Below are 13,908 nucleotides of genomic sequence, written 5' to 3'. Positions count from 1 at the left end.
ATGATGGCAGAGAGGTCACACCCGTTCCCATACCGAACACGGAAGTTAAGCTCTCTAGCGCCGATGGTAGTTGGGACCTTGTCCCTGTGAGAGTAGGACGTTGCCAGGCAATATTATTCCGCAGTAGCTCAGCGGTAGAGCTATCGGCTGTTAACCGATCGGTCGTAGGTTCGATTCCTACCTGCGGAGCCATTGGAGAGCTGTCCGAGTTGGCCGAAGGAGCACGATTGGAAATCGTGTATACGTCACAAGCGTATCAAGGGTTCGAATCCCTTGCTCTCCGCCATAGGATTTATAATATTTGGCCCGTTGGTCAAGTGGTTAAGACACCGCCCTTTCACGGCGGTAACACGGGTTCGAATCCCGTACGGGTCACCACTTTGGAGGATTAGCTCAGCTGGGAGAGCACCTGCCTTACAAGCAGGGGGTCGGCGGTTCGATCCCGTCATCCTCCACCATATGAATTTTATATAAATAGTATTATCGCGGGGTGGAGCAGCACGGTAGCTCGTCGGGCTCATAACCCGAAGGTCGCAGGTTCAAATCCTGTCCCCGCAACCAAATGGTCCCGTGGTGTAGTGGTTAACATGCCTGCCTGAATGATGGCAGAGAGGTCACACCCGTTCCCATACCGAACACGGAAGTTAAGCTCTCTAGCGCCGATGGTAGTTGGGACCTTGTCCCTGTGAGAGTAGGACGTTGCCAGGCTTGTATTGTTCCGCAGTAGCTCAGCGGTAGAGCTATCGGCTGTTAACCGATCGGTCGTAGGTTCGATTCCTACCTGCGGAGCCATTATGCTTCCATAGCTCAGCTGGTAGAGTACTTCCATGGTAAGGAAGAGGTCACCGGTTCAAGCCCGGTTGGAAGCTTGGAAAAGTTTTTAAATTTTTGGCCCGTTGGTCAAGTGGTTAAGACACCGCCCTTTCACGGCGGTAACACGGGTTCGAATCCCGTACGGGTCACCACTTTTGGAGGATTAGCTCAGCTGGGAGAGCACCTGCCTTACAAGCAGGGGGTCGGCGGTTCGATCCCGTCATCCTCCACCATATATGTTTAAATGTCGGAGGGGTAGCGAAGTGGCTAAACGCGGCGGACTGTAAATCCGCTCCTTCGGGTTCGGCAGTTCGAATCTGCCCCCCTCCACCATTTACATAGGGGCATAGTTTAAAGGTAGAACTGAGGTCTCCAAAACCTCCAGTGTGGGTTCGATTCCTACTGCCCCTGCCAAATATATTTACACAACATGGCGGTTGTGGCGAAGTGGTTAACGCACCGGATTGTGGCTCCGGCATTCGTGGGTTCGATTCCCATCAGTCGCCCCATTTTTATTTTTAAAATTACAAATAATTTAATTGATACTTACATATAATTAAGTAAGAATTCGATGGGCTATAGCCAAGCGGTAAGGCAACGGACTTTGACTCCGTCATGCGCTGGTTCGAATCCAGCTAGCCCAGCCATTTTTGCGGAAGTAGTTCAGTGGTAGAATACAACCTTGCCAAGGTTGGGGTCGCGGGTTCGAATCCCGTCTTCCGCTCCAATGAAATTTAATATGGCGGCATAGCCAAGTGGTAAGGCAGAGGTCTGCAAAACCTTTATCACCGGTTCAAATCCGGTTGCCGCCTTTTCTTTTGTGCCGATGTGGCGGAATTGGCAGACGCGCACGACTCAAAATCGTGTTCCTTCGGGAGTGTCGGTTCGACCCCGACCATCGGTATCATGAACGTCGTAAAAAAACTCTATACAATTAGTATAGAGTTTTTTTTGTTTTCTTTTCATTACATGACAAAATAAGCACAAAAAGTGTACGGTGAGTAAACTGCGAAACATTAAAAGGATAAAAACAAACATTCAATTTTATCCTTTTAATTGCGGTATTCTATAATATTCCCTTCGAGCACTCTAGAGAGAATTTCTCCACCCCGGTGACATGAAGTTAAATCCGACACCACCAGTAGATATTAGTACATGATCAGCTGTTAATTTCGTAATTTCTAAAAACTTCTTTTCAAACTTTTCTCTGTTGTATTTGTACATAGTTGAGTGGCACGACCACATGTGCGTTGAAGTACTCAACCAGTCCCCTAATTCCTTCAATTCAGGAAACGCCTCAAATTGGATTGGTTCATCTAATTTCATGAATCTTACTTGATAGATAGTTGGGTTTAACTTCTCTCCTATTCCTTTAAAAGCATGTGATTTTTTCTCATTTGAATGTGTCATAATTCTCCCTCCACCTTTTCTTCAAATTTTTCCCTATTTTTATTGTACAGCAATAGAAAGTAATTATGGGAATATTATGGAAATCGGTATCGGCAATATAAAAAGACTCTAACAGAAATGTTAGAGTCTTTTTTGTTAAATTATATTATGTGATGCTAAAATTCGTAATAAACTTAGGAATTCATGTATAATATAACTTGTCGAAAGAACAAAATGATAGTGATTTATATTATGTCTGTAATATGAATCAAAAATGAACTTTTTATATTTCTTTTAAAAATGTGTTGAACACACATTATATTTCATATTAATATTTTTATGTAGATTTAAAACGAGAAAGAGAGTGGAAAGTATGGGCCGTAAATGGAACAATATTAAAGACAAAAAAGCATCGAAAGATGCAAATACAAGCCGTATATACGCGAAATTTGGACGTGAAATTTATGTGGCGGCAAAACAAGGAGAGCCAGATCCAGAATCAAACCAAGCGCTTAGAGTCGTATTAGAACGTGCGAAAACATACAATGTACCAAGAACAATTATTGATCGTGCAGTTGAAAAGGCAAAAGGCGGTTCAGAGGAAAATTATGACGAGCTTCGTTATGAAGGATTTGGACCAAATGGAGCTATGGTTATTGTAGATACACTTACAAATAACGTAAACCGTACTGCAGCAGATGTACGAGCTGCATTTAGCAAAAACAGTGGTAACATGGGTGTAAACGGTTCTGTAGCTTACATGTTTGATGCGACAGCTGTTATCGGCCTTGAAGGTAAAACATCAGATGAAGTTCTTGAAATTTTAATGGAAGCAGATGTTGATGCACGTGACATTCTAGAAGAAGAAGATTCTGTTATCGTGTATGCTGAACCTGATCAATTCCATTCAGTACAATCTGCACTTAAAGGTGCTGGTGTTGAAGAATTTACAGTTGCAGAATTAACAATGCTTGCACAAAGTGATGTTACACTTCCCGAAGATGCTCAAGTACAATTTGAGAAAATGGTTGATGCATTAGAAGATTTAGAAGATGTGCAACAAGTTTACCACAACGTAGACTTAGGAGAATAATACGATAGAAGCCCTGTCCGTTTAACGGATAGAGGCTTTTTTTATGAAGTTAATTAAGTTGATGAATTAGTAAAGGTATTTTGTTGTAGACAGGGAATATGCTTATAGGGATATATGAAATAATCATTATTTCTAGGAGGTTTAATATGGAACATAAAACACCAAAGCATATCGTTGCTGTAGCAGGTTATTTAACAAATGAAAAAGATGAAGTGTTATTAGCTAAAGTACATTGGCGATCGGATACGTGGGAGTTGCCAGGAGGACAGGTGGAAGAAGGAGAAGCGCTCGATCAAGCAGTTTGTAGGGAAATGTTTGAGGAAACCGGTTTAACTGTGAAGCCGGTTGGAGTTACAGGTGTTTACTATAATGCTTCTATGCATATTTTAGCTGTTGTTTTTAAAGTGGCATATGTGAGCGGTGAAATAAAAATTCAACCTGAAGAAATACAAGAGGCTAAATTTGTTGCTTTAAATGAAGAGAATATAGATGAGTATATAACGCGTCCTCATATGAAATCCAGAACGCTTGATGCGATGAGAGCAACACATTATATTCCGTACGAAACGTGGGAAGTACAGCCGTATAGTTTAATAGGAAGATTGTAAAGAAAAGAGTGACTGATTTGAGATACATTCAAATCACTACTCTTTTTTTTGTATACTGTTTAAGAAAAAGGTCAAAATAATAATAGCGCTAGTATTGATTTGTAGAACGTTTGTTCTGTATAATGGATTTATCCCGCTATTTGCCGGGCAGCTCAATTGGTGAGGGCTAATAATCAGTGGGGATGAACAAAACCTCCACTGATTAAAGTTTCACTTTATATGTTATATACATTTAGATTACTAGATAGTTAAAAGTACATATATTTGTAGATGATATAATTAAAGTGTAAAGTGAAAATATAATAGTCTTAAGGGTTACTCTCTTATTGGTTATTCGTACTTTAACATACCTATATTCAATATTTCAGATGAATAGTAGATAAAAAAAGACTGTGATACAATACTTTTTTATCCGACTATTTGCTGGGCAGTAAGCCTGATTGATGAGGGCTTATTAAAGTTTCACTTTATACCTTACAATGATGTAAGGTACGTGTAAGAGAAATCGATGGGATATTTTTTTACAACAATGTATTCTTAAAGTAAGAGTTATATGCTGTGTGGAAAAGAGGTGTTCAAGATGAAAGAACGAGTATTATCTAGGGTGAACTATCATCAAAAAGTTGCATTAAATCCAATGACTAAACTTTTTTATAAAGCCATTATATTATTATTATTGTTAAGTTGTACGTTATTATTCATTGGAAATGTAATGATTGAGCAAAGTGATATTAGTAAATTACATGTGCCGTCTAAGTTAGAGGTACCAGAATCATTAACACATGCATTTATTGCGACAGAAGATAAAAGATTTTATCATCATAACGGTTTAGATTATATAGCAATTATTAGGGCCTCTGTTGAGAATATAAAGGCTGGTGGTGTCGTACAAGGAGGAAGCACGATTACACAGCAGCTATCTAAAAATGCTTTTTTAACGAATGAACGTACATTTTCTCGTAAGTGGAAAGAGATTTTTTATACGAAAAAAATTGAACGTACATTTACGAAGGATGAAATTTTAAAATTATATGTAAGTAACATTTATTATGGAGAAGGAGCATGGGGAATTGAAAAAGCAGCAAACCTTTACTTCGGTAAAAAGGTGAACCAATTAACGTTGGCTGAAAGTGCAATGATGGCTGCTGTAGTAAAAGCACCTGCTTATTACTCACCTGCCCAAAATTATGATAAAGCAGTAGAGAGACGAAATGTCGTTTTGAGACTAATGGAGAAAGAAGGCTATATAAGCCATGATGAGTATGTTCAAGCAGTTAGTGAGAAATTGGTAATTCGTCATGATATAAAAATAGAGCAGTCGATGTTAAATAGCGCGCGTAAAAAAGCAGTAAGTTAAGAGAAGTTCCTACAGAGGAGCTTCTTTTTTTGAATAAATTGTGACAAATTGTGACACAATATCGTCACAATTATTGTGTTTTTGTAATTTATGTGAGCGTGTTCATTGCGTGACGTATATAAGTGTTGATATTATGTGTATTGTGTACAATGCTGTATACAGAATATGAATTTAAAGAGGAATGTATATGAAATCAAATAAACTCATGGCTCTTGGTATAGTTTTTTCTATCGCAGTATTGATTGTAATTGGAACAATTGCGTATAGCATCATAAATGACAAAAAAGATAAAGGGAATGAGATGTTTGCTTATTCCACGCAACAATCTTTAGGGAAAGATGATGCTCCAGTTAAGGTAGTTGAATTTGGAGACTTCAAATGTCCTGCTTGTCGTACTTGGGATGTAACAGTATTACCTCGATTAAAAGAAGAGTATATTGATAAAGGCAAAGTGCAGTTATATTTTATTAACTTCCCATTTATCGGAAAAGACTCGGATTTAGGTGCAGCAGCTGGTGAAGCAATTTATAAACAAGATAAAGATTCATTCTGGATTTTCTATGATGAGATTTATCAAAATCAAAAGAAAGATACGGAAGAATGGATTACAGAAGATTTGCTTCTTAGCATTGTGAAAGAGAAACTTCCAAAAGTTGATGTAGAGCAATTTAAGAAAGATTTACACAGTAAAGAAATTACAGAAAAAGTACGTAAAGATTCAGATCGTGCTCAAAAATTAAAAGTTCAAGGTGCTCCTTCAGTATATGTAAACGGAAATCTTGCAAACCCTGATTTCGATAGTATGAAGAAGGCCATTGATAAAGAATTGAAAAAGTGATGAGGTCTCTCATCACTTTTTCGACTTTTTTCGATAAAATTCTTGCCTCTATTTTTTTAACATGCTATACTACTTTACATAAGTTATTCTAATATCTTATATGTAATTCATATTTGCGGGTGTAGTTTAGTGGTAAAACAAGAGCCTTCCAAGCTCTGGTCGAGAGTTCGATTCTCTTCACCCGCTCCAAATTTTATTAAATGTTTTTCTATAAATTGTGATCAACGCAGTGTTTCGTTTCCGAGATAAACGAGGCATTGCGTTTTTTAATGTTTGAAAAATATAATTACATGCGAAAATAGAAGTAAATAATAGTATTCCAAAAGTGAATTACTAACCAATAAAGTCGTTACATAAGGGATGATGGATTCATCTGAGGAGGCGATTAAGAGTGGGTTTTGAACAATTAAAGCAAGATGTAATTGCGTATAGTAAAACAATTGGCATAGATAAAATAGGCTTTGCGAGTGCTTCTCCTTTTGAGGAATTAAAGCAGCGCTTAATCCAGCAACAACAATTAAATTATCAATCTGGATTTGAAGAGCCTGATATAGAGAAGAGAACGAATCCGCAACTTTTATTACCGGGTGCTAAATCAATTATTGCGATTGCTTTAGCATATCCTTCAAAATTAAAAAATGCACCATTAAGTAAGCGTGGAGAACGCCGTGGAATTTTTTGCCGTGCTTCTTGGGGACAAGATTATCATCTTGTTTTACGAGATCGTTTGCAAAAATTAGAAGCATATTTAATTGAAAAACTTCCGGATATAGAAGTGAAGTCCATGGTTGATACAGGTGAATTAAGTGATCGAGCTGTATCAGAGCGTGCAGGCATTGGCTGGAGTGGGAAAAACTGTGCTATTATTACACCTGAATTCGGTTCGTACGTATACTTAGGGGAAATGATTACAAATGTTCCATTCCCGCCAGATAAGCCGATAGAAGATCAATGCGGGGGCTGTACGAAATGTATCGATATTTGTCCTACAGGTGCTTTAATACAGGGGGGACAGTTAGATTCGAAGAAGTGTATTGCGTTTTTAACACAGACGAAAGGATTCCTACCTGAAGAATATCGCGATAAAATAGGAAATCGTATATATGGATGTGATACGTGTCAGACTGTTTGCCCGAAAAACAAAGGAATGGATTTTCATAATCATCCTGAGATGGAGCCGGACCCTGAGCTAGTTAAACCATTATTAACGCCACTTTTAACAATTAGTAATCGTGATTTTAAAGAGAAATATGGGATTATGTCAGGGTCATGGAGAGGGAAAAAGCCACTGCAAAGAAATGCGATTTTAGCATTAGCACATTTTAAAGAAGCATCGGCAATTCCTGATTTAATTGGTGTTATGAAAGATGACCCAAGACCGGTATTGCGCGGAACGGCAGCATGGGCACTTGGGAAAATTGGGGGAGATGGAGTAGGCGAAGCGATTGAGAAAGCGATGGAACGTGAGAAAGATGAAGAAGTACTTCATGAAATGAAGCGCGGGCTTGAATTGTTAGCACAGAAAAAAGAGTAGATAATATTTCCCTTTTTCATATTGTAATATGGGAGGGAAACGAAATGGCTGTAAAAATGAATATTGAAAAGCAAGTACAACAGTTTTTAGCATATATCACAGAGAAACGAACAGACGTGGATGGTATTGCTGAGGATTTACTACAAATGGCACAGAGAAAGAAACAATTGTTTCAAAGGCGTAGTGCACATATAGTGAAAGCAACTGCGGATGTTTCTTTCATTAGACAATTAAATAGTAATGACCATCAAGAAATTGATTATCAAATACATTTTAAATATTTAATTAAGCATAAAGAATTATTTTATATTGAAGAGGAACAATTAAAACGAAGAGTTTGTTTAAATAATAGTCGGATTATAGGCGATTATGATATTGAAGTGTCAGAAGAAATTAGAATGGGTGAGACATTAGAAAGGGAAATTACGAAAGAGAAGTACGGTTCTTATCAGTATAATCGTTTAGAGGCAGTGAAATATGCAGAGCGTTGGTGGGATGACCGAAATCCTATGTATCGTAATTTCCCTGATAATTGTACGAATTTTATTTCTCAATGTCTTCATACTGGAGAAGTACCTATGAACGGATATCCTAATATTCGTAAAGGATGGTGGCAAAGGGAGAATCAGTGGAGTTGGAGCTGGGCTGTTGCACATTCTTTTTATTGGTATTTGTCAGGTGCTACAACAGGACTTCGAGCAGAGGCGGTAGAGAGGCCAGAAGAACTTATTCTTGGAGATGTTATTGCTTATGATTTCGAGGATGACGGAAGATGGAATCATACGACGATTGTAGTAGCAAAAGATGCAGATGGTATGCCGCTTGTAAATGCACATTCAGCGAATAGCCGTCGACGTTATTGGAACTATGAAGACTCTAGTAAATATACACCACAAATGAAATATAAATTCTTTCATATTATTAATGGGTAGAGATTTTTCGCTCAAGTGGTATAATACGTAGTAGACAAAAAACAGAGGTGAATATCGCGTGGGAGTACATGTTGTTTTATATCAGCCAGAAATTCCAGCAAATACAGGGAATATTGCTCGTACTTGTGCAGCAACTGGAACAGAATTACATTTGATTAGACCGCTTGGATTTTCAACGGATGATAAAATGTTAAAGCGTGCCGGATTAGATTATTGGCAGCACGTGAAAATTACGTATTATGATTCAATTGAAGAATTTTATGAAAAAAATAAAGATGGTGAATTCTTCTATTTAACGAAGTATGGCGAAAAAGCTCATACAGCGTTTGACTATAGCAAGCGCGAGAAGGATTACTATTTTGTATTTGGAAGAGAAACAAACGGCTTACCAGCTAATGTAATCGAAGAAAACTTTGATCATTGTTTACGTATTCCAATGACAGATAAAGTACGTTCATTAAATTTATCTAATACAGCAGCAATTTTAATTTATGAAGCGTTCCGTCAACAAAATTACCCTGGATTAGATTTAGAAATCGTTTATTAAAAGTCGCCATATGGCGACTTTTTTTTATAAAATAAAAATAATATGTAATCATACATTTAAAAGAGAGGACATAATCATATAGAATGGGATATATGATTAAAAATAGATAAGACGGGTTGAGATAAATATGAAGGAAGAATATAGTAATCAAAATACCTTTTTAAGTATGATAGATATGGATTTAATTAGACAAGGATTATTACATGCTATTCAAGATTTAGTATTTATTTTGAAAGTTATTGATGATGAAACGTTTAAATATATGTATGTGAATAGAATAGGAATGGATTATGCTAGGTTAAGCGAAGAGTGCTATGGAAAAACTTTTGCAGAAGTATTACCAAAAGATATAGCGGGGATATTGCAAAGGCAATATGAAAAAGTAGTGAGAGAAGCGAAAGCACACACATTTTGTGATGTAGTCAAATTACAAAAAGGTGAGATACATTATGAATCTTCACTTAATCCTGTCTGCGATGAAGAAGGAATATGTCAATTTGTTATTTGTATTACAAGAGATATTACAGCTCAAATTGAGGAGAAGACAGAGATAGAGGAAAAACAAATGTTATTTAAGTCGTTACTAGAATATAATAATGACTCAATTATATCTATAGATTCTATAGGGAGAGTTACATATGCAAACCCGGCAACGTATGAAATATTTGGATACCGGTATGAAGAGTTAAATAATAAATTTATTTTTGAATTCATTAATAAAGAATATGAAAAAGACTTTCAAATTCTATTTAAAGGAGCTCTGCAGGGAAGAGCAAAACAAATTGTTTCAAAGAAATATGTTCATAAAGAAGGGTACGAGCTATATATTTCTTTGAGAACTATCCCGATTATTGTGAACGGTGAAATTGTTGGAGTTTATATTGTTACGAGAGATGTTACAAGGCAAGTATTAAACGAAATGCGAACAGAATATTTAGCCTACTATGACCAGTTAACGGGATTAATGAATAGAATTTCATGTACAAATAAGTTAAATACTTTTTTAAAAGAGAGTATAAATTTTGCGCTTGTATTTATAGATTTAGATGAGTTTCATCGTATTAATGATACATTTGGTCATAAAGAGGGAGATAAAGTATTACAAAAAGTTACAGAATGTTTAAGCAATCTAAAAATAGAAGGTATGCACTTATTTAGAGAACACGATGATCAATTTGTTATGTTAATAGAAAATATAACGAAAGAATGTGTAGAGGAAATTGCAAAAGGCATACTGAAAAATATTAGTGAATATTTTGTAATCGAGGAAGAAGATGTATATTTAAGTGCGTCAATTGGAATTGTAATGGCTCCAGCAGATGGAGAAGATGAAAAAATACTATTTCAGAGGGTCGATGCTGCTTTAGAAAAAGCAAAAGAAAAAGGAAAAGGACATTATCATTTTTATTGTAGTGGATTAGACTGTGAGCGTGAACAAAGGTTTATAATAGAAAACCAGTTACATCGTGCTATAGAAAAAAATGAGTTTTTCTTATATTATCAGCCACAAATTAATATTGAAACGAAAAAAATAGCTAGTATGGAAGCTTTAATAAGGTGGGAGAATAAGGAATTAGGATTTGTTTCTCCAAATCAATTTATTCCGTTGGCAGAAAGAACAGGATTTATTATTAAGCTCGATGAATGGGTAGTAAATCAAGTGTGTCAGCAACTGCGCGAATGGTTAAATAAAGGATATGAAGTGGTCCCAATTGCAGTTAATATTTCAGCTAGACACTTTCGCTCTATTACATTAATAGAGATGATTACACGGGCTTTAAATAAGTACAATGTACCAGCTTATTTATTAGCGATAGAGGTTACAGAAGGAGCTCTTATACATAAAGATATATCGAAGAGAGTGTTACTACAATTAAAAGAACAAAATTTAAAGATTCATTTAGATGATTTTGGAACAGGCTATTCATCTTTAAGTTACTTGAAAACATATCCAATTGATACTTTAAAAATTGATCGTTCTTTTATGGAAGGTATACATATAGATGAACGTGATACGAATATTACAGCTGCAATTATTCATTTAGCTCATACTTTAGAACTGAATGTAATTGCAGAGGGAGTAGAAAAAAAGGAGCAAATACAGTTTTTGAAAGAAAAGAATGTGAAGCTTGTACAAGGTTATTATTATAGTCGACCATTATCCAAATATGATATGGAAAATATGTATTATAAATAATGTATAAAAAAATGATGTGCTAAAAGCACATCATTTTTTATGTGTACCTGGTTTGTCATTGTAACCAGATGTAAAAATAGCTGTAAGAAATGTGAGTGATACACCTAAAATTAATAATAATTTCATACTAATATCCTCCTTACTTTTTTCGGTTCACGAGTTCTATTTATTACCCAAAATGTATGTAAGGTTCTTAGAAGAAAAGAATTTATTTATAATGAATAGCAGTGTGAAAACGTTAATACCTATATTATACAGAATTTTCTTTGAATTTTGGAGAGAATTTTAGCGTGCTATTATATATTTCGTTTTGATTTAAAGAATGTTTAAGGACATCCTAGCATACCTTTTATAATAATCCGATTGAACAAGGAGATGGGGGAGGAGCTATAATGGATATTCTAAAAAAGATTGAACAGCATCGAGCAGCAGAAGAACGGTTACAATGGGAAGGTACGTTTGCGGAGTATTTGGAGCTTGTGAAAGAAAGACCATGGGTGGCTCAAACAGCACACTCTCGCATTTACAATATGATAAAAGATGCTGGAATTGAAGAAGTTGATGGTAGAAGAAAGTATAACTTCTTTAGTAATCAGCTCTTTGGATTAGAGGATGCTCTAGAACGTCTTGTAGAGGAATATTTTCATCCATCCGCAAAACGATTAGATGTTAGAAAAAGAATTTTATTATTAATGGGTCCTGTTAGTGGAGGGAAATCAACGTTAGTTACGATGTTGAAACGAGGATTAGAAACATATTCACGAACAGATCGTGGAGCAATTTTTGCAATTAAAGGATGCCCAATGCATGAGGATCCACTGCATTTAATTCCACATCATTTACGAGATGATTTCTTTGATGAGTATGGGGTTAGAATTGAAGGAAATTTATCACCACTAAATGTCATGCGTTTAGAGCAAGAATACGGATCAAGAATTGAGGATGTAGTTGTAGAGCGTATTTTCTTCTCTGAAGATCGCCGTACAGGGATTGGTACATTTAGCCCGTCTGATCCAAAATCACAGGATATTGCAGATTTAACAGGTAGTCTGGACTTTTCTACGATTGCAGAATATGGTTCAGAATCAGACCCGCGTGCGTATCGATTTGATGGAGAATTAAATAAGGCGAACCGAGGAATGATGGAGTTCCAAGAGATGTTAAAATGTGATGAGAAGTTTTTATGGCACTTATTATCGCTTACGCAAGAAGGGAATTTCAAAGCGGGAAGATTTGCGCTTATTTCAGCAGATGAATTAATTGTAGCGCATACGAATGAAACAGAGTATCGCTCATTTATAGCAAATAAGAAAAATGAGGCATTGCACTCAAGAATTATTGTAATGCCAGTTCCTTATAATTTACGAGTAAGTGAAGAAGAACATATTTATGAAAAAATGATTCGTGAAAGTGATGTGTCGAATGTTCACATTGCACCACACACACTTCGCGTTGCAGCAATGTTCACTATTTTAACTCGTTTAAAAGATCCGAAGCGTCCGGATATTGATTTAATTAAAAAGATGCGTTTGTATGATGGAGAAACGGTAGAAGGTTATAATGCGATTGATGTAGAGGAGCTACAACGAGAATATCAAGATGAAGGTATGAAGGGTATTGATCCTCGTTATGTCATTAACCGAATTTCGTCTACAATCATTCGAAAAGAGGTACCATCTATTAACGCGTTAGATGTACTTAGATCTTTAAAAGATGGGCTGGATCAGCATCCATCGATTAGTAATGAAGACCGTGAACGTTATATGAATTTCATCTCATTAGCGAGAAAAGAATACGATGAAATCGCAAAGAAAGAAGTACAAAAGGCGTTTGTTTATTCATATGAAGAATCGGCTAAGACACTTATGGATAATTATTTAGATAACGTCGAGGCGTACTGCAATAAATCGAAATTACGTGATCCGTTAACAGGAGAAGAAATGAGTCCAGATGAAAAATTAATGCGCTCAATTGAAGAGCAAATTGGGATTTCAGAAAATGCTAAGAAAGCGTTCCGTGAAGAGATTTTAATTCGCATTTCTGCTTATGCCCGTAAAGGAAAACGCTTTGATTATAATTCACATGAACGTCTTCGTGAAGCGATTCAGAAAAAACTATTTGCTGATTTAAAAGATATAGTGAAAATTACAACATCAACGAAAACGCCAGACGAAAATCAGCTTAAGAAAATCAATGATGTTGTTGCGCGTTTAATTGATGAGCATGGCTATAATTCTTCTTCAGCAAATGAATTATTACGCTATGTAGGTAGCTTGTTAAACCGATAGTTTGATAACAAAACGCTGTCTCTTGTATTTTGCGGGACAGCGTTTTATTATCCGTTCATATGTGTATAAAGTGTCATACCTTGTCCAAATGTAATAAATTAAGATGCAATTTCATGAATTTATTGTCAATTATTTTTACAATATGCATATGATAGAGTAACCAACCATTCATACGAAAAAAGCCAACACAATACAATATGTTGCAAAGTAAAAATGTGTGCAACAATGCATTGTGTTTCTTTCTTATCAGTGGCTGAATATTTCTTTCTATTATGTGAGTGGCAAAATTTTGTTTAGGATGCTCGGGTATTG

At 36.1% G+C, this 13,908-nt stretch carries 10 protein-coding genes, 17 tRNA genes and 2 rRNA genes; 28 read left to right on the top strand and 1 reads right to left on the bottom strand.

The window, feature by feature from the left end; genetic code table 11:
• The 18 genes from rrf (ASE54_RS31620) to ASE54_RS31535 form a co-directional block, all read left to right on the top strand.
• Positions 1-109 (top strand): 5S ribosomal RNA (rrf, locus tag ASE54_RS31620); the annotation flags it as partial.
• Positions 110-117: 8 nt separating this feature from the next.
• Positions 118-192: transfer RNA gene (locus ASE54_RS31615), tRNA-Asn, on the top strand.
• A 2-nt stretch (positions 193-194) separates the two neighbouring features.
• Positions 195-286: transfer RNA gene (locus ASE54_RS31610), tRNA-Ser, on the top strand.
• A gap of 17 nt (positions 287-303) precedes the next feature.
• Positions 304-378 (top strand) — tRNA-Glu (locus tag ASE54_RS31605).
• 4 nt (positions 379-382) lie between these two features.
• A tRNA-Val gene (locus ASE54_RS31600) sits at positions 383-458 on the top strand.
• A gap of 26 nt (positions 459-484) precedes the next feature.
• Positions 485-561: transfer RNA gene (locus ASE54_RS31595), tRNA-Met, on the top strand.
• A gap of 29 nt (positions 562-590) precedes the next feature.
• Positions 591-708: ribosomal RNA gene (rrf, locus tag ASE54_RS31590) — 5S ribosomal RNA — on the top strand.
• A 9-nt stretch (positions 709-717) separates the two neighbouring features.
• A tRNA-Asn gene (locus ASE54_RS31585) sits at positions 718-792 on the top strand.
• Positions 793-796: 4 nt separating this feature from the next.
• Positions 797-869, top strand: a tRNA-Thr gene (locus tag ASE54_RS31580).
• Between the two features lie 21 nt (positions 870-890).
• Positions 891-965: transfer RNA gene (locus ASE54_RS31575), tRNA-Glu, on the top strand.
• Between the two features lie 5 nt (positions 966-970).
• Positions 971-1,046 (top strand) — tRNA-Val (locus ASE54_RS31570).
• Between the two features lie 16 nt (positions 1,047-1,062).
• Positions 1,063-1,146 (top strand) — tRNA-Tyr (locus tag ASE54_RS31565).
• A 7-nt stretch (positions 1,147-1,153) separates the two neighbouring features.
• Positions 1,154-1,227, top strand: a tRNA-Trp gene (locus tag ASE54_RS31560).
• A gap of 19 nt (positions 1,228-1,246) precedes the next feature.
• Positions 1,247-1,322, top strand: a tRNA-His gene (locus tag ASE54_RS31555).
• 63 nt (positions 1,323-1,385) lie between these two features.
• Positions 1,386-1,460 (top strand) — tRNA-Gln (locus ASE54_RS31550).
• A gap of 5 nt (positions 1,461-1,465) precedes the next feature.
• Positions 1,466-1,540: transfer RNA gene (locus ASE54_RS31545), tRNA-Gly, on the top strand.
• A gap of 14 nt (positions 1,541-1,554) precedes the next feature.
• Positions 1,555-1,625, top strand: a tRNA-Cys gene (locus ASE54_RS31540).
• A 10-nt stretch (positions 1,626-1,635) separates the two neighbouring features.
• Positions 1,636-1,717: transfer RNA gene (locus ASE54_RS31535), tRNA-Leu, on the top strand.
• Positions 1,718-1,902: 185 nt separating this feature from the next.
• Here the strand turns inward: ASE54_RS31535 and ASE54_RS31530 are convergent.
• Positions 1,903-2,223, bottom strand: a complete 321-nt coding sequence (locus ASE54_RS31530; RefSeq protein ID WP_000149824.1) for a DUF3884 family protein — start codon at positions 2,221-2,223, stop codon at positions 1,903-1,905.
• 352 nt (positions 2,224-2,575) lie between these two features.
• On the opposite strand from ASE54_RS31530, the gene ASE54_RS31525 reads away from it, so the two are divergent.
• From ASE54_RS31525 to ASE54_RS31480, 10 genes are all read left to right on the top strand, one after another.
• Positions 2,576-3,295: a YebC/PmpR family DNA-binding transcriptional regulator gene (locus tag ASE54_RS31525; protein WP_000532954.1), complete on the top strand. Its 720-nt coding sequence runs from the start codon at positions 2,576-2,578 to the stop codon at positions 3,293-3,295.
• 146 nt (positions 3,296-3,441) lie between these two features.
• Positions 3,442-3,903, top strand: a complete 462-nt coding sequence (locus ASE54_RS31520) for an NUDIX hydrolase (RefSeq protein ID WP_000400451.1) — start codon at positions 3,442-3,444, stop codon at positions 3,901-3,903.
• A gap of 580 nt (positions 3,904-4,483) precedes the next feature.
• On the top strand, positions 4,484-5,260 hold the full coding sequence (locus tag ASE54_RS31515; protein WP_000664719.1) for a transglycosylase domain-containing protein: 777 nt from the start codon (positions 4,484-4,486) through the stop codon (positions 5,258-5,260).
• A gap of 187 nt (positions 5,261-5,447) precedes the next feature.
• Positions 5,448-6,098, top strand: coding sequence for a thioredoxin domain-containing protein (locus ASE54_RS31510; protein ID WP_000841308.1), 651 nt, complete (start codon positions 5,448-5,450; stop codon positions 6,096-6,098).
• A gap of 115 nt (positions 6,099-6,213) precedes the next feature.
• Positions 6,214-6,287: transfer RNA gene (locus ASE54_RS31505), tRNA-Gly, on the top strand.
• Positions 6,288-6,489: 202 nt separating this feature from the next.
• Complete coding sequence (gene queG / locus ASE54_RS31500) at positions 6,490-7,632, top strand: tRNA epoxyqueuosine(34) reductase QueG (protein ID WP_000505333.1); 1,143 nt, start codon at positions 6,490-6,492, stop codon at positions 7,630-7,632.
• A 44-nt stretch (positions 7,633-7,676) separates the two neighbouring features.
• Positions 7,677-8,564 carry an amidase domain-containing protein gene (locus ASE54_RS31495; RefSeq protein WP_000279323.1) on the top strand — a complete coding sequence of 296 codons (888 nt, stop codon included), beginning with the start codon at positions 7,677-7,679 and terminating at the stop codon, positions 8,562-8,564.
• Positions 8,565-8,622: 58 nt separating this feature from the next.
• Positions 8,623-9,111, top strand: coding sequence for a tRNA (uridine(34)/cytosine(34)/5-carboxymethylaminomethyluridine(34)-2'-O)-methyltransferase TrmL (trmL, locus tag ASE54_RS31490; RefSeq protein WP_000538147.1), 489 nt, complete (start codon positions 8,623-8,625; stop codon positions 9,109-9,111).
• A 127-nt stretch (positions 9,112-9,238) separates the two neighbouring features.
• Positions 9,239-11,308, top strand: coding sequence for a GGDEF domain-containing phosphodiesterase (locus ASE54_RS31485; protein WP_000657163.1), 2,070 nt, complete (start codon positions 9,239-9,241; stop codon positions 11,306-11,308).
• A gap of 392 nt (positions 11,309-11,700) precedes the next feature.
• Complete coding sequence (locus tag ASE54_RS31480; RefSeq protein WP_000353273.1) at positions 11,701-13,596, top strand: PrkA family serine protein kinase; 1,896 nt, start codon at positions 11,701-11,703, stop codon at positions 13,594-13,596.
• The last annotated feature ends 312 nt before the right edge of the window (positions 13,597-13,908 follow it).

Source organism: Bacillus sp. Root131 (assembly GCF_001429475.1).
In the GTDB taxonomy this organism is placed as follows: Bacteria; Bacillota; Bacilli; order Bacillales; family Bacillaceae_G; genus Bacillus_A; species Bacillus_A thuringiensis_S.
This window is presented reverse-complemented; position numbering and strand designations above follow the sequence as displayed.

What these genes read in the sequence shown, in the direction of transcription:
- ASE54_RS31530 (WP_000149824.1), bottom strand. Translation starts at nt 2,223, where the DNA reads ATGACACATTCAAATGAGAAAAAATCACATGCTTTTAAAGGAATAGGA.
- ASE54_RS31525 (WP_000532954.1), top strand. Translation starts at nt 2,576, where the DNA reads ATGGGCCGTAAATGGAACAATATTAAAGACAAAAAAGCATCGAAAGAT.
- ASE54_RS31520 (WP_000400451.1), top strand. Translation starts at nt 3,442, where the DNA reads ATGGAACATAAAACACCAAAGCATATCGTTGCTGTAGCAGGTTATTTA.
- ASE54_RS31515 (WP_000664719.1), top strand. Translation starts at nt 4,484, where the DNA reads ATGAAAGAACGAGTATTATCTAGGGTGAACTATCATCAAAAAGTTGCA.
- ASE54_RS31510 (WP_000841308.1), top strand. Translation starts at nt 5,448, where the DNA reads ATGAAATCAAATAAACTCATGGCTCTTGGTATAGTTTTTTCTATCGCA.
- ASE54_RS31495 (WP_000279323.1), top strand. Translation starts at nt 7,677, where the DNA reads ATGGCTGTAAAAATGAATATTGAAAAGCAAGTACAACAGTTTTTAGCA.
- ASE54_RS31485 (WP_000657163.1), top strand. Translation starts at nt 9,239, where the DNA reads ATGAAGGAAGAATATAGTAATCAAAATACCTTTTTAAGTATGATAGAT.
- ASE54_RS31480 (WP_000353273.1), top strand. Translation starts at nt 11,701, where the DNA reads ATGGATATTCTAAAAAAGATTGAACAGCATCGAGCAGCAGAAGAACGG.